At 37.8% G+C, this 22,772-nt stretch carries 40 protein-coding genes; 36 read left to right on the top strand and 4 right to left on the bottom strand.

Going from position 1 to position 22,772, the window contains the following annotated elements; translation table 11 throughout:
* The first annotated feature begins 236 nt into the window (after nucleotides 1-236).
* The 34 genes from rpsJ (at nucleotide 237) to LA20531_RS04235 (ending at nucleotide 17,822) form a co-directional block, all read left to right on the top strand.
* Nucleotides 237-545 carry a 30S ribosomal protein S10 gene (gene rpsJ / locus LA20531_RS04400; RefSeq protein WP_003549023.1) on the top strand — a complete coding sequence of 103 codons (309 nt, stop codon included), beginning with the start codon at nucleotides 237-239 and terminating at the stop codon, nucleotides 543-545.
* Between the two features lie 26 nt (nucleotides 546-571).
* On the top strand, nucleotides 572-1,210 hold the full coding sequence (rplC, locus tag LA20531_RS04395) for a 50S ribosomal protein L3 (RefSeq protein ID WP_005720335.1): 639 nt from the start codon (nucleotides 572-574) through the stop codon (nucleotides 1,208-1,210).
* A gap of 14 nt (nucleotides 1,211-1,224) precedes the next feature.
* Nucleotides 1,225-1,842 carry a 50S ribosomal protein L4 gene (rplD, locus tag LA20531_RS04390; RefSeq protein ID WP_056939876.1) on the top strand — a complete coding sequence of 206 codons (618 nt, stop codon included), beginning with the start codon at nucleotides 1,225-1,227 and terminating at the stop codon, nucleotides 1,840-1,842.
* A complete protein-coding gene (rplW, locus tag LA20531_RS04385) occupies nucleotides 1,842-2,147 on the top strand; it encodes a 50S ribosomal protein L23 (RefSeq protein WP_056939875.1) in 306 nt (101 codons plus the stop codon). Before rplD ends, rplW begins: the two co-directional genes overlap by 1 nt.
* Before the next feature lie 15 nt (nucleotides 2,148-2,162).
* Entirely contained in the window at nucleotides 2,163-2,999 is an 837-nt protein-coding gene (gene rplB / locus LA20531_RS04380; protein WP_013437131.1) for a 50S ribosomal protein L2, read from the top strand.
* 18 nt (nucleotides 3,000-3,017) lie between these two features.
* A complete protein-coding gene (gene rpsS, locus LA20531_RS04375; RefSeq protein ID WP_013437132.1) occupies nucleotides 3,018-3,302 on the top strand; it encodes a 30S ribosomal protein S19 in 285 nt (94 codons plus the stop codon).
* 19 nt (nucleotides 3,303-3,321) lie between these two features.
* Nucleotides 3,322-3,675, top strand: a complete 354-nt coding sequence (gene rplV, locus LA20531_RS04370; protein ID WP_003625788.1) for a 50S ribosomal protein L22 — start codon at nucleotides 3,322-3,324, stop codon at nucleotides 3,673-3,675.
* Between the two features lie 13 nt (nucleotides 3,676-3,688).
* Nucleotides 3,689-4,363 (top strand): 30S ribosomal protein S3, encoded by a 675-nt coding sequence (rpsC, locus tag LA20531_RS04365; RefSeq protein ID WP_013437133.1) that lies wholly within the window; start codon nucleotides 3,689-3,691, stop codon nucleotides 4,361-4,363.
* The gene (gene rplP / locus LA20531_RS04360) at nucleotides 4,363-4,803 is read left to right on the top strand and encodes a 50S ribosomal protein L16 (protein WP_003625792.1); all 441 of its coding nucleotides are present in this window, start codon (nucleotides 4,363-4,365) and stop codon (nucleotides 4,801-4,803) included. Before rpsC ends, rplP begins: the two co-directional genes overlap by 1 nt.
* Nucleotides 4,793-4,990, top strand: coding sequence for a 50S ribosomal protein L29 (gene rpmC, locus LA20531_RS04355; protein ID WP_003549032.1), 198 nt, complete (start codon nucleotides 4,793-4,795; stop codon nucleotides 4,988-4,990). Before rplP ends, rpmC begins: the two co-directional genes overlap by 11 nt.
* 18 nt (nucleotides 4,991-5,008) lie before the next feature.
* Nucleotides 5,009-5,275: a 30S ribosomal protein S17 gene (gene rpsQ, locus LA20531_RS04350; RefSeq protein ID WP_056939874.1), complete on the top strand. Its 267-nt coding sequence runs from the start codon at nucleotides 5,009-5,011 to the stop codon at nucleotides 5,273-5,275.
* Nucleotides 5,276-5,306: 31 nt separating this feature from the next.
* Nucleotides 5,307-5,675, top strand: a complete 369-nt coding sequence (gene rplN / locus LA20531_RS04345; RefSeq protein ID WP_007126804.1) for a 50S ribosomal protein L14 — start codon at nucleotides 5,307-5,309, stop codon at nucleotides 5,673-5,675.
* 19 nt (nucleotides 5,676-5,694) lie between these two features.
* Nucleotides 5,695-5,928 carry a 50S ribosomal protein L24 gene (gene rplX / locus LA20531_RS04340; RefSeq protein WP_013437135.1) on the top strand — a complete coding sequence of 78 codons (234 nt, stop codon included), beginning with the start codon at nucleotides 5,695-5,697 and terminating at the stop codon, nucleotides 5,926-5,928.
* A gap of 14 nt (nucleotides 5,929-5,942) precedes the next feature.
* On the top strand, nucleotides 5,943-6,485 hold the full coding sequence (gene rplE / locus LA20531_RS04335; protein ID WP_056939873.1) for a 50S ribosomal protein L5: 543 nt from the start codon (nucleotides 5,943-5,945) through the stop codon (nucleotides 6,483-6,485).
* 12 nt (nucleotides 6,486-6,497) lie between these two features.
* Nucleotides 6,498-6,683 carry a type Z 30S ribosomal protein S14 gene (locus LA20531_RS04330; RefSeq protein WP_003549037.1) on the top strand — a complete coding sequence of 62 codons (186 nt, stop codon included), beginning with the start codon at nucleotides 6,498-6,500 and terminating at the stop codon, nucleotides 6,681-6,683.
* Nucleotides 6,684-6,707: 24 nt separating this feature from the next.
* The gene (gene rpsH / locus LA20531_RS04325) at nucleotides 6,708-7,106 is read left to right on the top strand and encodes a 30S ribosomal protein S8 (RefSeq protein ID WP_056939872.1); all 399 of its coding nucleotides are present in this window, start codon (nucleotides 6,708-6,710) and stop codon (nucleotides 7,104-7,106) included.
* Nucleotides 7,107-7,130: 24 nt separating this feature from the next.
* Complete coding sequence (gene rplF, locus LA20531_RS04320) at nucleotides 7,131-7,661, top strand: 50S ribosomal protein L6 (RefSeq protein WP_056939871.1); 531 nt, start codon at nucleotides 7,131-7,133, stop codon at nucleotides 7,659-7,661.
* A gap of 26 nt (nucleotides 7,662-7,687) precedes the next feature.
* Entirely contained in the window at nucleotides 7,688-8,047 is a 360-nt protein-coding gene (rplR, locus tag LA20531_RS04315; protein ID WP_056939870.1) for a 50S ribosomal protein L18, read from the top strand.
* A gap of 16 nt (nucleotides 8,048-8,063) precedes the next feature.
* Nucleotides 8,064-8,570 carry a 30S ribosomal protein S5 gene (gene rpsE / locus LA20531_RS04310; protein ID WP_013437140.1) on the top strand — a complete coding sequence of 169 codons (507 nt, stop codon included), beginning with the start codon at nucleotides 8,064-8,066 and terminating at the stop codon, nucleotides 8,568-8,570.
* Nucleotides 8,571-8,586: 16 nt separating this feature from the next.
* On the top strand, nucleotides 8,587-8,772 hold the full coding sequence (gene rpmD, locus LA20531_RS04305) for a 50S ribosomal protein L30 (protein ID WP_003549042.1): 186 nt from the start codon (nucleotides 8,587-8,589) through the stop codon (nucleotides 8,770-8,772).
* 24 nt (nucleotides 8,773-8,796) lie between these two features.
* Nucleotides 8,797-9,237, top strand: a complete 441-nt coding sequence (gene rplO, locus LA20531_RS04300) for a 50S ribosomal protein L15 (RefSeq protein ID WP_013437141.1) — start codon at nucleotides 8,797-8,799, stop codon at nucleotides 9,235-9,237.
* Nucleotides 9,237-10,532 carry a preprotein translocase subunit SecY gene (secY, locus tag LA20531_RS04295; RefSeq protein ID WP_056939869.1) on the top strand — a complete coding sequence of 432 codons (1,296 nt, stop codon included), beginning with the start codon at nucleotides 9,237-9,239 and terminating at the stop codon, nucleotides 10,530-10,532. Before rplO ends, secY begins: the two co-directional genes overlap by 1 nt.
* 10 nt (nucleotides 10,533-10,542) lie before the next feature.
* Entirely contained in the window at nucleotides 10,543-11,199 is a 657-nt protein-coding gene (locus LA20531_RS04290; protein ID WP_013641476.1) for an adenylate kinase, read from the top strand.
* Between the two features lie 73 nt (nucleotides 11,200-11,272).
* Nucleotides 11,273-11,494, top strand: a complete 222-nt coding sequence (gene infA / locus LA20531_RS04285) for a translation initiation factor IF-1 (protein ID WP_002878178.1) — start codon at nucleotides 11,273-11,275, stop codon at nucleotides 11,492-11,494.
* Nucleotides 11,495-11,510: 16 nt separating this feature from the next.
* Nucleotides 11,511-11,627: a 50S ribosomal protein L36 gene (gene rpmJ, locus LA20531_RS04280; protein ID WP_002878160.1), complete on the top strand. Its 117-nt coding sequence runs from the start codon at nucleotides 11,511-11,513 to the stop codon at nucleotides 11,625-11,627.
* Between the two features lie 24 nt (nucleotides 11,628-11,651).
* A complete protein-coding gene (gene rpsM / locus LA20531_RS04275) occupies nucleotides 11,652-12,002 on the top strand; it encodes a 30S ribosomal protein S13 (RefSeq protein WP_013437144.1) in 351 nt (116 codons plus the stop codon).
* A 24-nt stretch (nucleotides 12,003-12,026) separates the two neighbouring features.
* Nucleotides 12,027-12,416: a 30S ribosomal protein S11 gene (rpsK, locus tag LA20531_RS04270; RefSeq protein ID WP_003625817.1), complete on the top strand. Its 390-nt coding sequence runs from the start codon at nucleotides 12,027-12,029 to the stop codon at nucleotides 12,414-12,416.
* 48 nt (nucleotides 12,417-12,464) lie between these two features.
* A complete protein-coding gene (locus tag LA20531_RS04265; RefSeq protein WP_022087075.1) occupies nucleotides 12,465-13,403 on the top strand; it encodes a DNA-directed RNA polymerase subunit alpha in 939 nt (312 codons plus the stop codon).
* Between the two features lie 26 nt (nucleotides 13,404-13,429).
* Entirely contained in the window at nucleotides 13,430-13,813 is a 384-nt protein-coding gene (gene rplQ / locus LA20531_RS04260; RefSeq protein ID WP_013437146.1) for a 50S ribosomal protein L17, read from the top strand.
* Nucleotides 13,814-13,992: 179 nt separating this feature from the next.
* Nucleotides 13,993-14,844, top strand: a complete 852-nt coding sequence (locus LA20531_RS04255) for an energy-coupling factor transporter ATPase (RefSeq protein ID WP_056939868.1) — start codon at nucleotides 13,993-13,995, stop codon at nucleotides 14,842-14,844.
* A complete protein-coding gene (locus LA20531_RS04250; protein WP_056939867.1) occupies nucleotides 14,820-15,677 on the top strand; it encodes an energy-coupling factor transporter ATPase in 858 nt (285 codons plus the stop codon). The genes LA20531_RS04255 and LA20531_RS04250 overlap by 25 nt, the downstream gene beginning before the upstream one ends.
* Entirely contained in the window at nucleotides 15,670-16,467 is a 798-nt protein-coding gene (locus LA20531_RS04245) for an energy-coupling factor transporter transmembrane component T family protein (RefSeq protein ID WP_056939866.1), read from the top strand. The genes LA20531_RS04250 and LA20531_RS04245 overlap by 8 nt, the downstream gene beginning before the upstream one ends.
* Before the next feature lie 2 nt (nucleotides 16,468-16,469).
* Nucleotides 16,470-17,264 carry a tRNA pseudouridine(38-40) synthase TruA gene (gene truA, locus LA20531_RS04240; RefSeq protein ID WP_025014704.1) on the top strand — a complete coding sequence of 265 codons (795 nt, stop codon included), beginning with the start codon at nucleotides 16,470-16,472 and terminating at the stop codon, nucleotides 17,262-17,264.
* A 39-nt stretch (nucleotides 17,265-17,303) separates the two neighbouring features.
* Nucleotides 17,304-17,822 carry a hypothetical protein gene (locus LA20531_RS04235; RefSeq protein ID WP_056939865.1) on the top strand — a complete coding sequence of 173 codons (519 nt, stop codon included), beginning with the start codon at nucleotides 17,304-17,306 and terminating at the stop codon, nucleotides 17,820-17,822.
* Between the two features lie 77 nt (nucleotides 17,823-17,899).
* Here LA20531_RS04235 and LA20531_RS04230 read toward each other — a convergent pair whose 3' ends face one another.
* Nucleotides 17,900-18,949: an IS30 family transposase gene (locus tag LA20531_RS04230; RefSeq protein ID WP_099202218.1), complete on the bottom strand. Its 1,050-nt coding sequence runs from the start codon at nucleotides 18,947-18,949 to the stop codon at nucleotides 17,900-17,902.
* A gap of 263 nt (nucleotides 18,950-19,212) precedes the next feature.
* On the opposite strand from LA20531_RS04230, the gene rplM reads away from it, so the two are divergent.
* Both rplM and rpsI read left to right on the top strand, forming a co-directional pair.
* On the top strand, nucleotides 19,213-19,656 hold the full coding sequence (rplM, locus tag LA20531_RS04225) for a 50S ribosomal protein L13 (protein WP_013437152.1): 444 nt from the start codon (nucleotides 19,213-19,215) through the stop codon (nucleotides 19,654-19,656).
* A gap of 11 nt (nucleotides 19,657-19,667) precedes the next feature.
* Nucleotides 19,668-20,063, top strand: a complete 396-nt coding sequence (rpsI, locus tag LA20531_RS04220; RefSeq protein ID WP_025014702.1) for a 30S ribosomal protein S9 — start codon at nucleotides 19,668-19,670, stop codon at nucleotides 20,061-20,063.
* Nucleotides 20,064-20,132: 69 nt separating this feature from the next.
* Here the strand turns inward: rpsI and LA20531_RS04215 are convergent, their stop codons facing one another.
* The 3 genes from LA20531_RS04215 to LA20531_RS04205 form a co-directional block, all read right to left on the bottom strand.
* The gene (locus LA20531_RS04215) at nucleotides 20,133-21,185 is read right to left on the bottom strand and encodes a site-specific integrase (RefSeq protein ID WP_056940685.1); all 1,053 of its coding nucleotides are present in this window, start codon (nucleotides 21,183-21,185) and stop codon (nucleotides 20,133-20,135) included.
* 74 nt (nucleotides 21,186-21,259) lie between these two features.
* Complete coding sequence (locus LA20531_RS04210; protein WP_005720375.1) at nucleotides 21,260-21,448, bottom strand: hypothetical protein; 189 nt, start codon at nucleotides 21,446-21,448, stop codon at nucleotides 21,260-21,262.
* Between the two features lie 63 nt (nucleotides 21,449-21,511).
* The gene (locus LA20531_RS04205) at nucleotides 21,512-22,612 is read right to left on the bottom strand and encodes a Rep family protein (protein WP_082589055.1); all 1,101 of its coding nucleotides are present in this window, start codon (nucleotides 22,610-22,612) and stop codon (nucleotides 21,512-21,514) included.
* Nucleotides 22,613-22,772: the final 160 nt, after the last annotated feature.

Here is a 22,772-nt window from a genome sequence, read left to right as displayed (position 1 = left end):
ATAGCTCTTTTTTTGAAAAAATTTTTAGAAAAATGCCCTTAACCCTTGATATTTAAGGGGAGACAAAGTACAATAGTCTTTGTGCTTGAGGGGCAATTGTGCTCTAAAGCTAGAATATTGTTGTAAAGCTTTGACGCAAAAGGTTGCGGCACACCAGGCTGCATTGCCACAGTGGCGTGCGGGGAATTTTTGCCGAGCTAGTCATCTTTTAAAGAAGACGTTAAGGAGGTAATTTAATGGCAAGTCAAACAATTCGTATTAGACTTAAGTCTTACGAACATGGTATTCTCGATGAATCAGCTGCTAAGATCGTAGCTACTGCAAAGAGAACTGGTGCTGAAATTTCAGGTCCAGTTCCTCTTCCAACAGAAAGAACTTTATTCACTGTTCTTCGTTCACCACACAAGAACAAGGACTCACGTGAACAATTTGAAATGCGCACTCACAAGCGTTTGATCGACATTTTGAATCCAACACCTAAGACTGTTGATTCATTAATGAAGCTTGATCTTCCAAGCGGCGTAGACATCGAAATTAAACTGTAATTTAAATAATAGAAAGAGGTGTAAACATGACCAAAGGAATCTTAGGAAGAAAAGTTGGTATGACTCAAATCTTTACTAAAGATGGTGTCCTTGTTCCTGTAACTGTTGTAGAAGCAACTCCTAACGTTGTTATGCAAGTTAAGACTGTTGAGTCAGACGGTTACGAAGCAGTTCAATTAGGTTACCAAGACAAGCGTGAAGTTTTGAGCAACAAACCAGAAAAAGGTCATGCTGATAAAGCAAAGACTTCGCCTAAGCGCTTCATTCGGGAAATCCGCGGTGTTGAGCTTAAGGACTATGAAGTCGGCTCAGAAGTTACTGTGGATACATTCAAGGAAGGTGACGTTGTAAACGTTACTGGTACTTCAAGAGGTCATGGATACCAAGGTAACATTAAGCGTTGGGGCCAATCAAGAGGACCAGAAACCCACGGTTCAAGATACCACAGAATTCCTGGTTCAATGGGTTCCATCATTAACCGTGTACCAAAGGGCAAGCGTTTGCCAGGTCACATGGGTGTAAAGAAAGTTACCATTGAAAACTTAGTAATTGAAAAAGTTGTAGCAGATAAGAACGTATTAATGATTAAGGGTAATGTTCCTGGTGCTAAGAACTCATTAATCGTTGTTAAGACTGCTTCTAAAGCTGTTAAGGCTGATAAATAGGAAGGAGGACTAGAATGGCTAATTTAAAAGTTATGGATCAAAACGGTAAAGACTCTGGTGAAGTTACTTTAAACGATAAAGTTTTTGGTATTGAACCTAACGATAACGTCGTTTTTGAAGCAATCATTAGACAAAGAGCCGGCAAGCGTCAAGGTACCTCAAAGGTTAAGAATAGATCTGCTGTTCGCGGCGGTGGTAAGAAACCTTGGAGACAAAAGGGTACTGGTCGTGCTCGTCAAGGTTCTATCAGAGCTCCACAATGGCGTGGCGGTGGTACAGTATTTGGCCCAATTCCACGTTCATACGCATACACTATGCCAAGAAAGCAACGTCGTTTGGCTATTAAGTCAGTTCTTTCCCAAAAGTTGATTGACAATGATTTAATCGTTTTAGACAAGTTGACTATGTCAGCTCCTAAGACTAAGGAATTAGTATCAATGTTAAACAGCTTAAACGCTGATGGTAAGGTTTTAATTGTTACTGATGATAACAATGTACAACTTTCCGCAAGAAACTTGGCTAAGGTTAAGGCTGTTCCAGTTAACGGTTTGAATGTTGAAGATGCTGTTAACTACGGCAAGTTAATCTTGTCTCAAGATGCTGTTAAGAAGATCGAGGAGGTTTTGGCTTAATGGATGCACGCGATATCATTTTAAGACCTGTCATTACTGAAAAGTCTACGAACTTAATGGATGATAAGAAGTACACTTTCGACGTGCTTTTAACTGCAACCAAGACACAAGTTCGCAATGCTGTTGAAGAAATCTTCGATGTTAAAGTAAAGAACGTTAACATTATGAACGTTCGCGGCAAGGACAAGCGAGTAGGTCGTTACACTGGTAAGACTGCTCGTCGTAGAAAGGCTATTGTTGCTTTAACTGACGATTCAAACAGTATTAAGATTTTCCAAGACGAAGATAAAGAAGACAATAAGTAATAGGAGGTCAGTCAATTGGCTATTAAGATTTACAAGCCAACCACGAATGGTCGTCGTCATATGACTTCTTCCGACTTTGCTGAGATTACCAAGACAAAGCCTGAAAAGACTTTACTTGAATCACAATCACACACTGCAGGTCGTAACTCATATGGTCATATCACTGTAAGACACCGTGGTGGTGGTCACAAACAAAAATACCGTATCATCGACTTTAAGCGTAACAAAGACAATGCAAAGGCAGTTGTAAAGGCAATCGAATACGATCCCAACAGAACTGCTAACATCGCTTTGCTTCACTACACTGATGGTATCAAGGCTTACATTTTGGCACCTAAGGGCTTAAAGGTTGGCGACATCGTTGAATCAGGCGACGAAGTTGACATTAAGCCAGGTAATGCATTAGCATTGAAGAACATCCCTACTGGTACTGCAATTCACAATATTGAATTGAAGCCAGGCAAGGGTGGTCAACTTGTAAGAAGTGCTGGTGCTTCAGCTCAAGTTTTAGGTGTTGATGGGGACTACACTTTGATTAGATTACAAAGTGGCGAAGTTCGTAAGATTTTATCATCATGCCGTGCTACTATCGGTGTGGTTGGTAACGAACAACACTCCTTAATCCAATTAGGTAAAGCTGGTCGTAAGCGTTGGTTAGGCAAGCGTCCTCAATCACGTGGTTCTGTAATGAACCCTAACGATCACCCACATGGTGGTGGTGAAGGTAAGGCTCCTGTTGGTCGTCCACAACCTATGACTCCATGGGGTAAGAAGGCTCGTGGTATCAAGACTAGAGATATCAAGAAGGCTAGCGAGAAGTTAATCATTCGTCACCGTAAGGGTAGCAAATAATAGAAGGAGGGTTAATTAATGAGCCGTAGTATTAAAAAAGGTCCTTTTGCTGATGCATCTTTATTAAAGAAGGTTGATGCACAAGCAGATGCAGATAAGAAACAAGTTATTAAGACTTGGTCACGTCGTTCAACTATTTTCCCTTCCTTTGTAGGTTTGACTATAGCTGTTTACGATGGTAGAAAACATGTTCCAGTATATGTTACTGAAGACATGGTTGGTCATAAGTTAGGTGAATTTGTTCCAACAAGAACTTTCCACGGACACAGATCCACTGATGATAAAGCCACAACACAAGCTTAGAGGAAGGAGAAACATCTAAATGGCAGAACAAATTAGTTCAGCTAAGGCTGAAGCAAGAACTGTTCGCATCGCTCCAAGAAAAGCTCGTTTAGTCGTTGACTTAATTCGTGGCAAGAGCGTTGCTGAAGCATTAGCAATCTTAGAATTTACGCCTAGAGCTGCTTCCCCAATCGTTGAAAAAGTTTTACGTTCAGCTATTGCTAACGCAGAACACAACTACGATCTTGAAAGTGCTAACCTTTACGTATCAGAAGCTTACGTAAACGAAGGTGCAACCTTGAAGAGATTCCGTCCACGTGCTAAGGGTATGGCTTCTCCAATTAACAAGAGAACCAGTCACGTAGTTGTAGTAGTTTCAGAAAAGAACGATTAAGGGAGGTATATTAATGGGTCAAAAGATTAACCCAAACGGTTTTCGTCTCGGTGTTATCCGCGATTGGGAATCAAAATGGTATGCTGACAAGGGATACAAAGAAACTTTAAACGAAGACCTTCGAATCAGAAAATTTATCTCAGAAAAATTGAAGGATGCTTCAGTATCTACTGTTGAAATTGAACGTGCAGCTAACAGAATCAACATCTCAATTCATACTGCTAAGCCAGGTATGGTAATTGGTAAAGGTGGTTCTGAAGTTGAAGCTTTAAGAAAACAATTAAATGCTTTAACTGGTAAGCAAGTTCACATTAATATTGTTGAAATTAAGAAACCAGATCTTGATGCTGAATTAGTAGCTGATGGTATCGCTCGTCAACTTGAAGCTCGTATTGCTTTCAGACGTGCTATGCGTCAAGCTACTCAAAGAGCTATGCGTGCTGGTGCCAAGGGTATTAAGGTTCAAACTTCAGGTCGTTTGAACGGTGCCGACATGGCAAGAAGAGAATGGCACACAGAAGGTCGTGTTCCATTACAAACTTTGAGAGCTGATATTGATTACGCTTGGGTAAATGCATTCACTACTTACGGTGAAATTGGTGTCCAGGTTTGGATCAACCGTGGTGAAGTCTTACCAACTCGTAAGAATAAGCCAGCTTCAAAGCCAGCGAAGGGAGGAAATAGATAATGCCTTTAGTACCAAAACGAGTAAAACACCGTCGTGAATTCCGTGGAAAGATGCGTGGTGCTGCTAAAGGTGGTAAGTATATTGCCTTTGGTGAATATGGTCTTGAAGCCCTCGAATCACATTGGATTACTAACCGTCAAATCGAAGCTGCCCGTGTTGCTATGACACGTTACATGAAGCGTGGCGGTAAAGTTTGGATTAGAATTTTCCCTCAAAAGTCATACACTGCTAAAGGTGTTGGTGTACGTATGGGTTCTGGTAAAGGTGCACCAGCAGGTTGGGTAGCTGTAGTTAAGAGAGAAAAGATTATGTTTGAAATTGGTGGTGTTGATGAAGCAACTGCTCGTGAAGCTTTACGTCTTGCTTCAACTAAGTTACCAATTAAGACTAAGTTTGTAACTAGAAGTTCGGAAGTAGGTGGCGAATCTAATGAAGGCTAAAGATATCAGAGCATTAACCACTGATGAAATGTTAGAAAAAGAAAAGCAATATAAAGAAGAACTCTTTAATTTGCGTTTCCAACAAGCAACGGGTCAATTAGAAAATACCGCTCGCTTGAGTAAAGTCCGCAAGAATATCGCCAGAATTAAGACTATTCTGAGCGAAAAAGCGTTAGAAAACAATTAATGGAAGGGAGCTATTAACTTGAGCGAAACAAACGAAAGAAATCGTCGTCACGTATACCAAGGTCGTGTAGTTTCTGATAAGATGGACAAGACTATTGTAGTCGTTGCTGACACTTACAAGAACCACCCTGTTTACAACAAGCGTATCAAATATTCAAAGAAGTACTACGCACAAGACGAAAATAACGAAGCTAAAGTTGGCGATACTGTACGTATCATGGAAACCCGTCCATTATCTCGTAAGAAGCGCTTCCGTTTAGTAAAGATTGTTAAGAAATCTGTTTAATTTGCGGATTTAGTGAGGGGAGGATTACACAGTGATTCAAAACGAATCCCGTTTAAAGGTTGCTGATAACTCTGGTGCCAGAGAACTTTTAGTTATTAGAGTCTTAGGTGGTTCAAAGCGTAAGACTGGTAACATCGGTGACATCGTAGTATGTACTGTTAAGCAAGCAACACCAGGTGGCGTTGTCAAAAAAGGCGACGTTGTAAAAGCAGTTATTGTTAGAACCAAATCAGGTGCACGTCGTGAAGATGGTTCATACATCAAATTCGACGAAAATGCTGGCGTAATTATTAACGCAGATAAGAGCCCACGTGGTACTCGTATCTTTGGGCCAGTTGCACGTGAGTTACGTGAGCACGACTTTATGAAGATCGTCTCTCTTGCTCCTGAAGTCTTATAATTGATAGTGAGGTGCACTGATGTTCGTTAAAACTGGTGACAAGGTAAAAGTTATTGCCGGAAAAGATAAAGGTAAAGAAGGTACTGTTCTTTCTGTTAACGTTAAGAAGAACCGCGTAGTTGTTAAGGGCGTTAACAAGATTAAGAAGCACCAAAAGCCTTCACAAGTTAACGCTAATGGTGGTGTAGTTGAATCAGAAGGTTCAATTCACGCATCAAACGTTAAAGTAATTAGTAAAAAAGAAGATAAGTAGAAGGGAGGACACAAATGGCAAGTTATTTAGCTGAAGAATACAAAGAAAAAGTAGCTCCTGCATTGGAAGAAAAGTTCAACTACACTTCATCAATGCAAATTCCTAAGATTGACAAGATCGTTTTAAACATGGGTGTTGGTGACGCTGTTTCAAACGCCAAGAACTTGGACGAAGCAGTTGAAGAATTAACTTTGATTTCAGGCCAAAAGCCATTAATCACTAAGGCTAAGAAGTCAATCGCTAACTTCCGTTTACGTGAAGGTATGTCTATCGGTGCTAAGGTTACTCTTAGAGGCGATAGAATGTACGACTTCTTATACAAGTTGATCAATGTTTCTCTTCCACGTGTTCGTGACTTCCGTGGTGTATCAACTCGTTCATTTGATGGTCGTGGTAACTACACTTTGGGTATCAAGGAACAATTGATTTTCCCAGAAATCGATTTTGATAAAGTTAACCGCACTAGAGGTTTAGACATTGTTATCGTAACTACTGCCAACACTGACGAAGAAGCTCGTGAACTTTTGACTCAATTTGGTATGCCGTTTGCAAGATAGTGGAGGACATTAATGGCTAAAACATCACAAAAAATCAGAAATCGTCGTCCTGCTAAGTTCTCTTCACGTGAATATACACGTTGCGAGAGATGTGGTCGTCCACACTCCGTATACCGTAAATTCGGTTTATGCCGTATTTGCTTAAAGGAATTAGCACACAAGGGTCAAATCCCTGGTCTTAAAAAGGCTAGTTGGTAGGATACGGTTAGGAGGATAGCTTAAATGGTCATGACAGATCCAATCGCAGATTACTTGACTAGAATCAGAAATGCCAACATGGCAAAGCACGATTCAGTTGAAATTCCTGCATCAAACATTAAAAAGTCTATTTCAGAAATTTTGAAGCGCGAAGGTTTCATCCGTGATTACGAAGTTGCAGATGACAACAAGCAAGGCATTATCAAGGTATTCTTGAAATACGGTCCAAATGGAGAACGTGTAATTTCAGGTTTGAAGCGTATTTCTAAGCCAGGTCTTAGAAACTACGTAAGCGCTGAAGACTTACCTAAAGTTCTTAATGGTTTGGGCATTGCCATCGTTTCTACTTCTGCTGGTGTTATTACCGACAAGGAAGCAAGACAAAAGAACGTTGGCGGCGAAGTAATTGCCTACATTTGGTAATACTGACAGAAAGGAGAACAATCAATGAGCCGAATCGGTTTAAAGACTATTGAAGTCCCTGACAGTGTTACTGTTACCAAAGAAGGCGACAACATTACTGTTAAGGGTCCTAAAGGTGAATTAACTAGATACTTCGATCCAAAGATCACTTTTGAACAAAAAGATGGTAAGATCAACTTCTCACGTTCAAGTGAAAACGATAAAGCACTTCACGGTACTGAAAGAGCTAACTTAGCTTCAATGATCGAAGGTGTAGTTGATGGTTACAAGAAGACTTTGAAGTTAATCGGTGTTGGTTACCGTGCACAAGCACAAGGCAACAAGATTACTTTGAATGTTGGTTACTCACACCCAGTTGTATTGACTGCACCAGAAGGTGTATCTGTAAAGGCAACTTCAGCAACTGATGTAGAAGTTGAAGGTGTATCAAAGCAAGATGTTGGTCAATTTGCAGCTGAAATCCGCGCCGTACGTCCACCAGAACCTTACAAGGGTAAAGGTATTCGTTACGTTGACGAATACGTACGTCGTAAGGAAGGTAAGACAGGTAAGTAATAAGTAGTTTATTTTGAGGTGAAATTGTGATTTCTAAACCAGATAAAAACAAGTTACGCTTAAAGCGTCGTAAACGTATTCGTAGTAAGATTTCTGGTACTGCTGAGCGCCCACGCTTAAGCATTTTTCGTTCAAATAAAAACATCTACGCTCAATTAATTGATGACGTAGCGGGTGTTACGCTTGCAAGCGCCTCAACTTTGGATGAAAACGTATCAGAAGATGCAACTAAGGTAGAACAAGCTGCTGCTGTAGGTAAGGCAATTGCTGAAGCTGCTGAGGCAAAGAACATTTCTGCCGTTGTATTTGATAGAAGTGGTTACTTATACCACGGCCGTGTTCAAGCATTAGCTGATGCTGCTCGTGAAAACGGATTAGAATTCTAGGAAAGGAGATTAACACATGGCAAACCGCAATGATTCTCGTAACAATCGTAGAAACAAAGACGATATCGAAGATCAATTAGTCGCTGTCAACCGTATTACTAAGGTTGTTAAAGGTGGCCGTCGCATGAGATTTGCTGCTCTTGTTGTTGTTGGCGACAAGAAAGGCCGTGTAGGTTTTGGTACTGGTAAAGCTCAAGAAGTCCCAGAAGCAATCCGTAAGGCTGTAGAAGACGGTAAGAAGAAAATGATCAATGTACCTAAAGTTGGTACTACTATTCCTCATGAAGTTATTGGTCACTACGGTTCAGGTAACATTTTATTGAAGCCTGCCGAAGCTGGTTCTGGTGTTGCTGCTGGTGGTGCCGTACGTATCGTTATGGATATGGCTGGTATCTCAGACGTAACTTCAAAATCACTTGGTTCTAATACTCCAATCAACGTTGTTCGTGCAACTATCGATGGTTTGAAGAAGCTTAGAACTAGTGAAGAAGTAGAAAAACTTCGTCAACCTGAAAGAGCTTAGATTAGGGAGATCATAGATGACTGATTTAAAGATTACTTTAATTAGAAGTGCTGCTCACCGTCTACCTGAACAAAGAAAGATTGTTAAAGCTCTTGGCTTGGGTAGAGTAGATAGTACTGTTGTTCTTCCAGACAACGCTGCTACTCGTGGTGCATTATTGAAAATTGCTCACTTAATCTCTGTTGAAGAGATTAATAAATAGGATATCAAGGAGGTGCCCAATTTAATGAAGCTTCATGAATTACATTCTGCTGAAGGCTCACGTCGTGATAGAAAACGTGTCGGTCGTGGTACTTCAAGTGGTTACGGTAAGACTTCTGGCCGTGGTCAAAAGGGTCAATTGGCTCGTCAAGGCGGTCACACACGTTTAGGTTTTGAAGGTGGTCAAATGCCATTGTTCAGAACTATGCCAAAGCGTGGTTTTAAGAACATCAACCGTAAAGAATACGCAATCGTAAATTTAGATGACTTAAATAAGTTCAAAGATGGCAGTGAAGTAACTGTTGAAACTCTTAAGGAAAACGGCTTGGTAAAGAAAGAATTATCAGGCGTTAAGTTACTTGGTAACGGAGAATTAAAAGTTAAGTTAACTGTAAAGGTTAATAAAGTTTCCGCAGCTGCTAAGAAAGCAGTTGAAGCCGCTGGCGGAACTGTTGAGGTGATCTAATGTTTTCGACCTTGAAGAACGCCTTTAAGGATAAAGAAATTAGAAATAAAATTTATTTCACTCTCTTTATTCTATTAATCTACCGGATCGGTGCTAATATCACTGTTCCAGGTGTTAATGCAAAGGCGATCACACAGGTTGCTCAAACTGGATTAGTTCCAATGCTAGATACTGTATCTGGTGGTGGGCTAGATAACTATTCAATATTTTCTTTGGGTGTTTCCCCGTACATCACGGCACAAATTGTAATCCAGCTGTTACAGATGGATATTGTACCGACATTGGTAGAATGGGGAAAACAAGGTGAAGTAGGTCGTCGTAAAACTAATCAAGTAACAAGATATTTAGCATTAGTTGTTGCTTTTGTTCAAAGTATTGGTATTACGTTAGGTTTCAATGCCTTGACTCAAATGGGATTGGTTAAAAACCAATCCCCTCAAACTTATGTAGAAATTGCTATTATCATGACCGCTGGTACCATGTTATTGACATGGTTGGGTGATGAAATCACCGATAAAGGTCTTGGTAATGGTGTATCAGTAATTATTTTTGCTGGTATCATTGCAAGATTACCAAGTGGTTTATGGCAAATCTACAAAGAATCAATTATTAACAATAGTTCCAGTGATCGTTGGAAAGGTATTTTGTTCTTCATCGCGGTTATAGTTGCAATCCTTGTAGTTACTCAATTAGTTACATGGGTTGAACAAGCTGATCGTCGCATTCCTATTCAATACACAAGAAGAGCGACGATTAGTGGTTCTGAAAGTTTTCTACCATTAAAAGTTAATGTATCTGGAGTTATTCCAGTTATTTTCGCCAGTTCATTTATCATTACACCGGCAACAATTTTAATGGCCTTTCAAAGAACCCAAGGCGATCAACAATGGTTTAAAGTAATGAACCAGATCTTTAGTTTACAAACTACTCCTGGGGTTATCATCTACACTTTATTGATTATCTTATTTACATTCTTCTACGCTTTCGTACAGGTTAACCCTGAGAAGCTGGCAGAAAACTTACAAAAGCAAGGTGCTTACATTCCTAGTGTTTGGCCAGGAAAAGATACCCAGAATTATATTTCAAAGATGTTGATTAAATTATCAACTGTAGGTTCAGTATTTTTAGGTTTAGTTGCTCTATTGCCTCAATTGGCCACAAACTTCTGGAATCTCCCAAGTTCCATTGGTTTAGGAGGAACAAGTCTTTTAATTGTAATTGGGGTTGTTCTTGAGTTATCTCGTCAAATTAACGGTTTGTTAATGAAGAGAGAATATGTTGGATTCATCAGATAGGAACGGAAAAATGATTAACTTAATTCTTTTAGGCTTACCAGGTGCTGGTAAGGGTACAGCATCAGAGAGAATCGTTGACAAATATCACTTAACTCATATCTCAACTGGAGATATGTTTAGGGAAGCAATGGCTAACAAGACCAAGGTTGGTCTTGAAGCTAAAAGCTACATCGACAAAGGTAATTTGGTACCAGATGAAGTTACTGCTAGATTAGTTGAAGAACGTTTAGGTCAACCTGATATTAAAGAAGGTTTCATCTTAGACGGTTTTCCAAGAACTACTGTACAAGCAGAACTTCTTGAAGGCATTACTAAACGTTTGAACAAGCCTTTAACAAATGTCATCGCGCTTGAAGTTGACGAAGATACTTTGATCAAGCGTTTATCAGCAAGATACATGTGTAAGAATTGTGGTGCTACTTACAACAAGATTTCTAAGCAACCTAAAGTTGAAGGTACTTGTGATCGTTGTGGTGGACACGAATTCTACCAACGTGAAGACGATAAGCCAGAAGTAGTTAAGAATCGTCTTGAAGTTAACGAAAAGATGAATGCTCCTTTGAAAGACTTTTATCAAAAGAAAGGTTTGCTTACTGTAATTAATGGTGAACAAACTCCAGAAAAAGTCTTTGAAGACATTGATGCGGTATTGAGTAATAATCAATAAAGAAAAATTTGTATAATTTTTTATCCGTGTTATAATTTCAAAGTATGACTGTATTAATTGCGGAGGAACAACTTTGGCAAAAGATGATGTCATTGAAGTAGAAGGTAAGGTAGTTGATACCTTACCTAATGCTATGTTTAAAGTTGAATTGGAAAATGGAGCTACTATTTTAGCACACGTTTCCGGTAAAATTAGAATGCACTACATTCGTATTTTGCCAGGAGACCGTGTGACTGTTGAATTGTCTCCATACGATTTAACTAAAGGTAGAATTACGTATCGATTTATAAAATAATATAACGGAGGGAAACATGAAGGTTAGACCATCTGTTAAACCAATGTGTGAACATTGTAAAGTTATTAAAAGACATGGCCGTGTTATGGTAATTTGCCCAGCAAATCCAAAGCACAAGCAACGTCAAGGTTAATAGAAAAAAGAGGAGGTGTAGTTTATGGCTCGTATTGCTGGTGTTGACTTACCAAGAGATAAGCGAATTGTTGTTGCCTTAACTTACATTTACGGTATTGGTGACACAACTGCTAAGAAGATTTGTGCTGATGCTGGTGTATCTGAAGACGTTCGTTCAAAGGATTTAACTCCAGAAGATCAAGAAAAGCTTCGTGCTGAAGTTGACAAGTACCGTGTTGAAGGTGACTTGCGTCGTGAAGTAAGCATGAACATTAAGCGCTTAGTTGATATTGGTTCTTATCGTGGTATTCGTCACCGCCGTGGACTTCCAGTTCGTGGCCAAAATACCAAGAACAATGCTCGTACTCGTAAGGGTACTAAGAGAAACCGTTAATTTTATTTATAAGGAGGTTTATTGATGCCTGCAAAGAAAACAGCACGTAAGCGTCGTGTGAAGAAGCATGTTGAAAGCGGTGTTGCACACATTCACTCAACGTTTAATAATACTTTAGTCATGATTACTGACGTTCAAGGTAATGCAGTTGCTTGGTCTTCAGCTGGTGCATTGGGCTTTAAGGGTAGTCGTAAGTCTACTCCATTTGCAGCTCAAATGGCAGCTGAAGCAGCAGCTAAGAGTGCAATGGACCAAGGTATGAAACATGTAGAAGTTTCAGTTAAAGGTCCTGGTGCTGGTCGTGAATCTGCTATTAGATCACTTCAAGCAACTGGTCTTGAAATTACTGCAATTCGTGACGTTACGCCAGTTCCCCACAATGGTTCCAGACCACCAAAACGTCGTCGTGTTTAATTTTGTCCTTGATGATATAGGACGTTACGTTTTGAAAGGGGCCCAGTAATGATTGAATTTGAAAAACCAAATATTACCGTTGTTGAACAAGAAGATTCTTACGGTAAGTTTGTTGTTGAACCACTTGAGCGAGGCTTTGGTACTACTTTAGGTAATTCTTTAAGAAGAGTTTTACTTACTTCTATTCCGGGTACTGGACTTGTTTATGTGCAAATTGATGGCGTTTTACACGAGTTTTCAACAGTTCCTGGCGTCAGAGAAGATGTAACCAAAATTATTCTGAACTTGAAGAAACTTGAATTAAAGTCTCTTTCAGATGAACAAAAGGTTATTGAATTAGACGTTGAAGGTCCTGCCACAGTAACTGCTGATGATCTTAAAGTTGATGCAGACGTTCAAGTCTTGAATCCAGATCAATATATTTGTACCATTGCTGAAGGTGGGCATTTACATATGGAACTCGCCGTAAAGAATGGTAGAGGATATGTAACTGCAAGTGACAATAAGAGTGATGACATGCCAATCGGAGTAATTCCTGTTGATTCATTATTCTCACCAATTAAAAAGGTTAACTACCAAGTTGAATCAACTCGTGTTGGTAAGAGAGACGATTTCGACAAGCTCACTTTTGAGATTTGGACTGACGGTTCAATCAAGCCTAATGACGCCCTTAGTTTTGCTGCTAAGATCTTAGTTGAACACTTCAAGGTATTTGAATCAGCTGATGCAAATACTCAATTCAGCGAAGTAATGGTGGAAAAGGAAAACGATAAGAAGGAAAAGAAGCTTGAAATGACAATTGAAGAGCTTGACCTTTCTGTTCGTTCATACAACTGCCTGAAACGTGCCGGCATTAACACTCTTCAAGAGTTAACTGATAAGACAGAATCAGATATGATGCGTGTACGTAACTTAGGACGTAAATCATTGGAAGAAGTTAAGAATAAATTAGCCGACTTAGGTCTTTCACTTCGTCAAGAAGACTAAAAGTAGGCAATAAAGGAGGCAAACCCATGGCATACCGTAAATTAGGTCGCGATAGTGCTCACAGAAAAGCAATGCTAAGAGAAATGACTACTCAATTAATCATGAACGAACGCATTGTTACTACTGAAACTCGTGCTAAAGAAGTTCGCAAGACTGCCGAAAAGATGATCACTTTAGGTAAGCGCGGCGATTTAGCTTCAAGAAGAAAGGCTGCAGCATTTGTACGTGACGAAGTTGCAGATATCCACGAAGAAAAGGATACTGTAGTTGTTAAGTCAGCATTGCAAAAGCTTTTCAGCGATGTAGCACCTCGTTACAAAGACCGTAATGGTGGTTACACTAGAATTTTGAAGTTAGCAGTTCCTCGTAAAGGTGACGCTGCTCCAATGGTTATTCTTGAATTAGTCTAGAATAGTCAAAAACTTAATACGTATTAAGAATTATCCATGAAAGTGAGAATAAGCGTAAAGATGATGGCGCAAGCTTAGTCTAGCTTAGATGATGAAAATCATCCCTCTTCATGGGTGATTTTTTTTACCCTTTTTTCTGTTACAATTACTATTAAGTGAGTTGGAAGGGAGAGTGAAATATGACAATTAGCAATGCTATTGAGTTTAAAGATGTGACATTTACATATCCAGAATCTAAAGCACCTGTCCTTAAGAAAATTAATTTTAAAGTAAAAAAAGGTTCATGGACAGCTTTAATAGGCCATAATGGGAGTGGTAAATCCACAATTTCCAAGTTGATTAATGGTTTACTTTTACCTGATAAGGACTCTGGCAGTGTAATTACTGTTTCCGGAATGAATCTAAATTCAGAAAATGTTTGGGACATTAGAGAAAAAGTTGGTATAGTTTTTCAAAATCCGGATAATCAATTTGTTGGAGCTACAGTTGGTGACGATGTAGCATTTGGATTAGAAAATCGTGGTGTTCCTAGGGACCAGATGGTACAGACCGTTAAAAAGGTATTATCTGATGTGGGAATGCTGGATTATATTGATGCTGAACCTGCCAATTTATCTGGTGGTCAAAAGCAAAGAGTAGCTATTGCAGGTATTCTTGCTGTTGAACCAGAGATTATTATCTTGGATGAATCGACGTCAATGCTAGACCCCAGCGGTAGAGACCAAATATTAAAGATAATTAAACGCTTAATGTCAGAAAAAAATTTAACCATTCTCTCTATTACGCATGATATCGATGAAGCTGATATGGCAGATAATGTCATTGTGCTAAATGAAGGGAAAATATTGGCACAAGCATCGCCAACAGAAATTTTCAGTCAAACAGAAATGCCGCGGCAAATTGGATTAGATATTCCTTTTGTAGATAAATTGATATATAAATTAAATCAATTAGGCATTACAATACCAAAAGATGTACAAACGAAAGATGAGTTGAAACAGTACTTATGTCAATTAAATTCGAAAAAGTAGATTATATTTATTCTCCAGGAACAACAATGAAAAAAAGGGGGCTAGATAACGTTTCTTTCGAATTAGCTGACAATAAATTCATTGCTTTGATTGGACATACTGGTAGTGGTAAATCTACGCTTATGCAGCATTTTAATGCGTTGCTGAAGCCAAGCAAAGGTTCAATAGATATTGCCGGATATCATATCACTCCTCAAACAAGTAATAAAAATTTAAAAGAATTGCGTAAACGAGTTAGTCTAGTTTTTCAATTTCCTGAAGCACAATTATTTGAGAATACTGTGTTAGAAGATATTGAATTTGGACCTAAGAATTTTGGTGCGACAGAAAAAGAAGCAAAAACCAAAGCCTTTGAATGGCTGAGCAAAGTAGGACTGCCTGAAGAGATAGCAACTAAATCTCCGTTTGAGCTTTCAGGCGGGCAAATGAGACGAGTAGCTATTGCCGGGGTAATGGTAAATGAACCTCAAGTACTGTGCTTGGATGAGCCTGCTGCTGGTCTTGATCCACGGTCTCGTAAAGAAATGATGAAGTTGTTTTTGAACTATCAAAAGGCTGGCCATACTGTAATTTTAGTTACGCATAATATGGATGATGTTGCTGAATTTGCAGATGATGTATTAGTGATGGAACATGGACAGCTAATTAAACACGATAAACCGGAGAATATTTTCAAAGATAAAAATTGGCTGGAAAAGCATTATCTAATGGAACCAACCCCTAGTCGTTTTGCTTCAGAATTAGCAAATTATAATTTTGCACAGAATCCGTTAACGCTTGATCAACTTGTAGATGGAATCAAGGAGAATTTGAAGGGAGAGTTTGATGAGTAAAATAATTGTTGGGCGATATATCCCGGGAAATTCTCTTGTCTATAAAATGGATCCACGTGGTAAATTATTGATTACAATACTATTTATTTTCGTGATTTTTTTGGCAAATAATCCCATAACTTACGCTATTATCACAGTATTTTGTTTAGCAGCGGTTTTCGCAACAAGGTTAAAAGTAAGAGTGTTCTGGGATGGGGTTAAACCGTTAATTGGGTTAATCTTTTTCACGTCTTTATTGCAATTATTCTTTATGACCGGTGGGAAAACATACTGGCAATGGTGGATTTTTACTATCTCTAGTTACGGGTTGGTTAATGCGGCCTATACTTTTATTAGATTCACTTTGATCATTTTGATCTCAACGGTCATGACGGTTACTACGATGCCACTTGAAATCGCCGATGCGATGGAGTGGTTACTAAAACCATTAAAAATATTTAAAGTGCCAGTGGATAAAATTGCGCTAGTAATTTCAATTGCTCTTCGTTTTGTCCCAACATTGTTTGATGAAACTTTGAAGATAATGAATGCTCAAAGATCACGTGGGGCTGATTTCAATGATGGTGGTCTAGTAAAAAGAGCAAAAGCAATTACGCCAATATTGGTGCCATTGTTTATTCACTCTCTAGAAACCGCAATTGATTTATCGACTGCTATGGAATCACGTGGCTATCGTGGCAGTAGTGGTCGAACCAAATATAGAGTTTTGAATTGGTCAAAATATGATTTAATTTCATTATTCTATTTCATCGCATTAGTATTGTTACTATTAATTTTTAGGAATCACTAATTATGTTAACTAGATATAAAATGACAATGTCGTATGATGGTCATTTGTTTCATGGCTTTCAACTTCAGCCAGATCAGCGAACGGTCCAAGGAACAATAGAAGATGCTCTTAAGAAGATGACTAAGGGTAAGCGAGTTATTGTTCAAGGATCTGGTAGAACAGATGCTGGAGTACATGCTGTGGGGCAAGTGATTCACTTCGACTATCCTGGAAAGACGATTCCAGTCCACAGAATGATTTTAGCTTTAAATTCAATGATGCCAACTGATATTGTTTTTACAGATTGTCAAATAGTGGACGAAAATTTCCACGCTAGATATTCAATTAAGGGAAAATGGTATCGATATCGCGTTAGTTTAGACCATTTTGTGAACCCATTTAAACGATTTTATACAGGTCATTTTCAATACCATCTTGATATTAAAAAGATGCAAGAAGCAGCTAAAGATTTACTTGGGACACATGACTTTACTAGTTTTGCAGCCAGTGGTGGTCAAATAGAAGATAAGGTTCGAACTATTTATTATGTCAATATCAGGAAAAACGAAGAAGAAAATGAAATAATATTCGATTTCATTGGCTCAGGCTTTCTGTATAATATGGTCCGAATTATGGTTGCTGCATTGCTAGAGATAGGCAATGATCGTCGACCAGTTCATGATTTAAAACGAGTGATTTTAGCCAAAGATAGACAAGAAGTTCGTCAGACGGCACAAGCAAGCGGCTTATATTTGTATCATGTATTTTATGACGAAATTCCACAAAAATATCGTCAAGACCAAGGATTAATGATTTAATTAAAATAAGTGTAAGTGCTTTTTTAGGAGGTAAGTAAAATGAAAAAGAGATTTGTTTACTTATTTTCGGTTGTATTCTTTGTGTTCTTAGGACTTCTTCAATTAGGTTTAAAACCACAAAAGGTAGAAGCTGCCTACGGAATTTTGCATCCCTATAGCACGCCTGTAGCAACGCGCGGTAATTGGTATTATCTTGATCGTGATAGCAAGGGAACCCAAAAGATTTATACTGTTAAAATTACGGCCCATGCTGTTGATAAAGATAAACTATATGTTCCTTCACAAAAGTATTTTGAGAAACATGTTTATAATGCTTCTGAGAAGAAACGTAATCAATTTATTGAGAAAACTAAGAATATTTATGCTGGCTACAATTATAAAAAGGGCTTCAATGTCAATAATTGGGTTAGTTTAGCAGGAGACGGAGTCTACTATATTCCTGTTACGCGTAAAGTTAAAGGCAAGAAGGTAAAAGCATTACGTATTGCTACTGGTGCTGGTCCTTATACTGCTGCTTATGCATATAAGACAAAAAAGCTTGCTAGACTGGCAAAATAAAGAATTATCATATTTTGGTATTTTTACTGAAATATGATTTTTTATTTCTCCGTAAATTGCAATAATAAATTGAACATTTATACTGCTTGATAGATATGATCTAATTCTTTCTCAAAGATTTCATCTGGAGTATGATATGCCAAGATCTTTCTTGGTAGCGAATTGCACCAGGTTTCAATATTAATGATATCTTGAAGAGAATAGTTATTGATGTAATCACCTTTGGGAATAAATCTGCGAATAAGGCCATTGTGTCTTTCAACAGTGCCTTTATCACAAGAAGTATATGGATGAGCATAGTAAACCAGGGTTTTTGAAACTGTCTCCAGATTGGATAAATCCGCAAACTCTGATCCATTATCAGTTGTAATTGTCTTAAAGATGTCATTCCAGTGTTCACTATACTGTTTGCGCAGAGCCTGAAAAGCAGTCATCACACTGGCGGCTGTCTTATCAGGAATACGCAAGATTAAAAATTCACGGCTCATTCGTTCAGACAAAGTTAGCAGTACTTGATCATCCTTAGTTTTATGTCCTAAGACTAAATCGCATTCCCAGTGGCCAAATTCCTTACGATCATTGATCTCCTTGGGACGTTCTTCAATACTTCGGCCAAGCTTTTTCTTATTTTTACGAATGCGATGTATTTTAGTATTGCGCTTTAACTTTTCTGGCAAATCAGAATTTCTCATACCCATTAAGCATTGATCTACATAGTTGTACAAGGTTCTAGTGCAAACTACCTGATCACGAGAAAATTCTCCTAAAGCTAAGCAGCGATTGGCACATACATCAAGAGACCAGCCATCTTCGCAGAAATGCTTATTAACGTATTTGATAAAGTCAGATTTCTTTAAGAAATCTGATTTACGACCGCAATTCTTACGATGTATTTGGTAAGCTTTATCACCTTGTTGTGCCTTATAGCGTTTTTGCTTACCATGATAAAGCAAAACAGTACCACGTTTAACCTCATAACTGATAGTAGAAGGAGAGCAATCAAGCTCACGAGCAATAGCCCTAAGAGAGAAACCGTCTTTAATACGGGTTTGAATAACAACCCGTTGCTCAAATGATAAATGCTTTCCCTTTTGGTGCTTAGGCATAATAGAATGTAAAGAGTCCATTTGTGACCTCCAATAGATGTTTTTGTGATTATTAACATTCTATCAAACAGGTCCAAATGGACTTTTTATTTTTCTAAAGTGTTCAATTTGATTTTACAATCAGCGTTTTTTATTTCTCTAAAAATGCAAGAATAAATTCTTTAAGACTGGCATTTATAATTGACTTTTTTCAAAAAAGGACGTACTCTAATATAGTATGTTTGTCCACGATAGGCCCCGGAAACTTATTGTTTTCAAACTGCAAATAAACGGAGGAATTTAAATTGCGTACTACACCATTAGCAAAATCTAGTGAAATCGAACGTAAGTGGTACATTATTGATGCAACTGACGTATCTCTTGGTCGTCTTTCTGCAGCTGTAGCCACTATTTTGAGAGGTAAGAACAAGCCTCAATACACACCTAATGTTGATACCGGTGATAATGTTATTATTATCAACGCATCAAAGATTAAGTTGACTGGTAAAAAGGCTTCTGACAAGATTTACTACCACCACTCAGAATGGCGCGGTGGCTTAAAAGCTACTTCATACGGCGAGTTGCTTGCTAATAACCCAGTAAAGATGGTTGAAATCTCAGTTAAGGGCATGCTTCCAAAGAATACTCTTGGTCACCAAGAATTCATGAAGATGCACGTTTATGCTGGTGAAGATCACAAGCATGAAGCACAAAAGCCTGAAAAGTTAGATATTAACAAGTTAATCTAGGAGGTTAAATAATGGCACAACAAGCTGCATACACAGGTACTGGTCGCCGCAAGGATTCAGTTGCGCGTGTTCGTTTAGTACCAGGTAACGGTAAGATCACTGTTAACGGTAAAGATGTTGATCAATACATTCCATTCCCTAACTTGGTTAAAGATTTGAAGCAACCTTTAACATTAACTGAAACTGACGGTCAATACGACGTCCACGTTAATGTTAACGGTGGTGGTTTCTCAGGCCAAGCTGGAGCTATCCGTCTCGGTGTTGCACGTGCTCTTCTTGAAGTTGACCCAGACTTCCGTGGTCCACTTAAGAAGGCAGGTTTTTTAACCCGTGACCCAAGAATGAAGGAAAGAAAGAAGCCAGGTTTGAAGAAAGCCCGTAAAGCTTCTCAATTCTCAAAGCGTTAATATTTACGTTCAAAAATGTTGTTATATCAACGTTTTGGAGACTTCAGTTGGTCACCTATGGTCACAATGCTATAGGGATTCCAATAGATTTAAAGCATTCGCATCTTGCGAGTGCTTTTTTTCTGGCATTAATTCCAGATAATATTTTTCAGTAGTTAAGATTGAGTCATGTCCTAATCTTCTGCTAACATAGGATAAAGGAATATTATTACTGAATAAAAAAGAAGCGTGGGTATCTCTTAAACCGTGAAATGTGGTTGTAGGGATACCTATTTTTTTGAGCAATTCTTTTAACATACCTGATTGTTTAAAGCTAAACCAATCAAATAAATATCCTGATTGTTTAGGTGTAATAGTCTTAAGTAAGTCATAAATATTTTCAGGAATAGTAACACTACGTCTAGAATGCTTTGTTTTTAGTTTAGTATCATCAGTAGTAGGGCTAATTGAGCGTTTTACTTCAACGCAATAATATTGACCATCGTAATGTACATCCTCAGGTTTAATACCTAAAATTTCACCACGTCTTAAACCAGTACTAATTTCAAGTAACACCATTAAGTTAAATTCATTATCTGTATGTTCAAGCAAATAATGTTTTAACTTAGTTAGATCAGACATTGATAAAGCTTTATTGCGTTTAGGTAATTCTTTTCCGTGTGCTTTAAGTAAACTAGCAAAATCATTATAAATGTATCCCTTAGCATAAGCATACCGGAGGGCAGTTCTAATTTTCTTAAGTAACTCGGTTACTGTTTTCTTAGAATGTGTTTCACCATATTTATCTAAGATACTTTGCATTTGCACATCATCGAGTTTGCCAAGTTTAGCGGTTGGAAAAAGATTATCAATTACTTTACCAGCTTTAATATAATTATCAAAAGTAGCTTTTCTGACATCATGCACTTTTACTGTTTGAACGAATAAGTAATAAAAGTCCTTGAATAAAGTGTTTTGCTGGGCTATTGCTTGACCTTTAGCTTTTTGTAATTCAAGAGTAGTCCCCCAAACTTTAGCTTCTTTTTCAGTTTTAAAACTCTTAGTTAAGTAATCACGCTTTCCATGTTGATAAATAGTTACTCTAGCTCTGTATGAAGAGCCACGTTTTTCAATGCTTGCCATAAATTTAATCGTCCTTTCAAAAGAAAAGCCGACTATCTTACTAGCAATAAAGTTAGCAGATAACCGACTATTTCTCAAATCTTTTTTAATTTTGTTTCTTTAAGATCGATGAAAGCTTCGATACTTTTAATGGTAAAGCGTTCTGTGTGTTCTCCTAGTTTAAATCTTTTAAAATCAGGATCAGAGCGAAATACTTTATCAAAAGTTTTGGGATCAATGCCAATGTATTTTGAAGCTTCTTCGCGAGTTAATAATTTAGCCATTATATTATTCTCCTGAGATTGTTTAGTTATCCATATTGAGATAAAATCTAGGTAGTAAGTAATCTAGTCATTGCTTTTGTTGCTATTAGCATGACTAGTATTTTTTTGCGATTTTATCTTCCAAATGGCTTCAAATAATTTATCATCAGTGATTAGATCCTGTTTTATTTTTTCACGATTATCTTTTGTGAGATGTAAAGCGATAACTCGTCTTTCAAGTTGAGAAAATGTATCAACAAGTCTATTATCAATCCGACATTCGTTGTAAAAATTTAAAGGACTGTAAGGAGTGCTGATAAAATACGCACAAACATTTATAAAAACATCTTTATAGCGTCGCTTGGCAGTCTTATCTATTTCCCATGGATCAAGTAGAGTTAGTAACTGACCATATTCATAATCGCGAGGTCTAAGATCATTAATTACAATAAAGTGTTGTCCTTTATATTCCTGAAAATGATCTTTACTACTTCCGGAAATAAAGAAATCTTTAGGATGTCTTTCTTCTAAAATTTCTCTGATTAGTTTTGTTTTCCCAATGCCAGATACCCCGTATAACCAGTATGTTCGGCAGCGTTGTCCTTTGAAATCTTTGAGAAATTGTTGGTGTTTTTTATAGGCTAAAATATCATCAATATGATCCAATAGGATTTTATGTTTTGCCATTTCAAGAACACCAATTTTTTCTTGTAATTCTTCTTTAGTCAGCTTTTCATTAGAATAGTTATCAATAAAGTTTTCAATTTCTTTTCGAGAAGGCTTTTTAACATTTTTTCTAATTTCTTTGATTTTTTCTTCAAAATCAAATGATGCTATGACTTCGGAAGGACTATAATGATGTTTTTTCTTTGCATTATTAGTTTCATGAATTAAGTAACTGTAGCCATTATTTATAGTGCTGTGCCATGCTTCAATATATTGTTCTTGGTCAGCAAAAACTTTTGCAACTCTTGAAATAGTTTTGGCATCTTTGAAATGTAGCATCACATGAAAATGTGGACGTACTTCCTTATCATCTTTATCAGTGTCCTTATCATGTAAGATATAAGCCCACTCCTCGGCACCAGATTTTTCTAATCTGTCTTTTAATTCTTCTGGTTTAAACGGTAAGTGATCTAAATCTTGTGTATACATGAAACTTCTTACACGTATTATTTTTTTCACATTTAAATGCTCCTTCTTTTTTTACACAATTTACACATTAGTGATTGGGGCTAGATAACAAGCTCCTAGCCCCAACGTAATGGCTTTTGTGAGATAATTACACATTGTAATTAATATATATTTTTTATGGGCGCGGTTTTTCGCCTTAGCGCTCTTGTCT

The sequence above is a fragment of the Lactobacillus amylovorus DSM 20531 genome (genome assembly GCF_002706375.1).
GTDB lineage: Bacteria > Bacillota > Bacilli > Lactobacillales > Lactobacillaceae > Lactobacillus > Lactobacillus amylovorus.
This window is presented reverse-complemented; position numbering and strand designations above follow the sequence as displayed.

Bases quoted from the DNA above. Each gene is read 5' to 3' on its own strand.
- LA20531_RS04230 (WP_099202218.1), bottom strand. From the start codon at position 18,949: ATGGACTCTTTACATTCTATTATGCCTAAGCACCAAAAGGGAAAGCAT.
- rplO (WP_013437141.1), top strand. From the start codon at position 8,797: ATGAAGCTTCATGAATTACATTCTGCTGAAGGCTCACGTCGTGATAGA.
- rpsE (WP_013437140.1), top strand. From the start codon at position 8,064: ATGGCAAACCGCAATGATTCTCGTAACAATCGTAGAAACAAAGACGAT.
- rpsJ (WP_003549023.1), top strand. From the start codon at position 237: ATGGCAAGTCAAACAATTCGTATTAGACTTAAGTCTTACGAACATGGT.
- rplF (WP_056939871.1), top strand. From the start codon at position 7,131: ATGAGCCGAATCGGTTTAAAGACTATTGAAGTCCCTGACAGTGTTACT.
- rpsI (WP_025014702.1), top strand. From the start codon at position 19,668: ATGGCACAACAAGCTGCATACACAGGTACTGGTCGCCGCAAGGATTCA.
- rplE (WP_056939873.1), top strand. From the start codon at position 5,943: ATGGCAAGTTATTTAGCTGAAGAATACAAAGAAAAAGTAGCTCCTGCA.
- rplX (WP_013437135.1), top strand. From the start codon at position 5,695: ATGTTCGTTAAAACTGGTGACAAGGTAAAAGTTATTGCCGGAAAAGAT.
- rplW (WP_056939875.1), top strand. From the start codon at position 1,842: ATGGATGCACGCGATATCATTTTAAGACCTGTCATTACTGAAAAGTCT.
- LA20531_RS04235 (WP_056939865.1), top strand. From the start codon at position 17,304: ATGAAAAAGAGATTTGTTTACTTATTTTCGGTTGTATTCTTTGTGTTC.
- LA20531_RS04250 (WP_056939867.1), top strand. From the start codon at position 14,820: ATGTCAATTAAATTCGAAAAAGTAGATTATATTTATTCTCCAGGAACA.
- rpsH (WP_056939872.1), top strand. From the start codon at position 6,708: ATGGTCATGACAGATCCAATCGCAGATTACTTGACTAGAATCAGAAAT.
- LA20531_RS04290 (WP_013641476.1), top strand. From the start codon at position 10,543: ATGATTAACTTAATTCTTTTAGGCTTACCAGGTGCTGGTAAGGGTACA.
- rpsK (WP_003625817.1), top strand. From the start codon at position 12,027: ATGCCTGCAAAGAAAACAGCACGTAAGCGTCGTGTGAAGAAGCATGTT.
- rplQ (WP_013437146.1), top strand. From the start codon at position 13,430: ATGGCATACCGTAAATTAGGTCGCGATAGTGCTCACAGAAAAGCAATG.
- rplV (WP_003625788.1), top strand. From the start codon at position 3,322: ATGGCAGAACAAATTAGTTCAGCTAAGGCTGAAGCAAGAACTGTTCGC.
- LA20531_RS04245 (WP_056939866.1), top strand. From the start codon at position 15,670: ATGAGTAAAATAATTGTTGGGCGATATATCCCGGGAAATTCTCTTGTC.
- rplD (WP_056939876.1), top strand. From the start codon at position 1,225: ATGGCTAATTTAAAAGTTATGGATCAAAACGGTAAAGACTCTGGTGAA.
- secY (WP_056939869.1), top strand. From the start codon at position 9,237: ATGTTTTCGACCTTGAAGAACGCCTTTAAGGATAAAGAAATTAGAAAT.
- rpmJ (WP_002878160.1), top strand. From the start codon at position 11,511: ATGAAGGTTAGACCATCTGTTAAACCAATGTGTGAACATTGTAAAGTT.
- LA20531_RS04215 (WP_056940685.1), bottom strand. From the start codon at position 21,185: ATGGCAAGCATTGAAAAACGTGGCTCTTCATACAGAGCTAGAGTAACT.
- LA20531_RS04330 (WP_003549037.1), top strand. From the start codon at position 6,498: ATGGCTAAAACATCACAAAAAATCAGAAATCGTCGTCCTGCTAAGTTC.
- rpsC (WP_013437133.1), top strand. From the start codon at position 3,689: ATGGGTCAAAAGATTAACCCAAACGGTTTTCGTCTCGGTGTTATCCGC.
- rpmC (WP_003549032.1), top strand. From the start codon at position 4,793: ATGAAGGCTAAAGATATCAGAGCATTAACCACTGATGAAATGTTAGAA.
- LA20531_RS04265 (WP_022087075.1), top strand. From the start codon at position 12,465: ATGATTGAATTTGAAAAACCAAATATTACCGTTGTTGAACAAGAAGAT.
- LA20531_RS04210 (WP_005720375.1), bottom strand. From the start codon at position 21,448: ATGGCTAAATTATTAACTCGCGAAGAAGCTTCAAAATACATTGGCATT.
- rpsS (WP_013437132.1), top strand. From the start codon at position 3,018: ATGAGCCGTAGTATTAAAAAAGGTCCTTTTGCTGATGCATCTTTATTA.
- rpmD (WP_003549042.1), top strand. From the start codon at position 8,587: ATGACTGATTTAAAGATTACTTTAATTAGAAGTGCTGCTCACCGTCTA.
- truA (WP_025014704.1), top strand. From the start codon at position 16,470: ATGTTAACTAGATATAAAATGACAATGTCGTATGATGGTCATTTGTTT.
- rplC (WP_005720335.1), top strand. From the start codon at position 572: ATGACCAAAGGAATCTTAGGAAGAAAAGTTGGTATGACTCAAATCTTT.
- LA20531_RS04255 (WP_056939868.1), top strand. From the start codon at position 13,993: ATGACAATTAGCAATGCTATTGAGTTTAAAGATGTGACATTTACATAT.
- rplP (WP_003625792.1), top strand. From the start codon at position 4,363: ATGCCTTTAGTACCAAAACGAGTAAAACACCGTCGTGAATTCCGTGGA.
- rpsM (WP_013437144.1), top strand. From the start codon at position 11,652: ATGGCTCGTATTGCTGGTGTTGACTTACCAAGAGATAAGCGAATTGTT.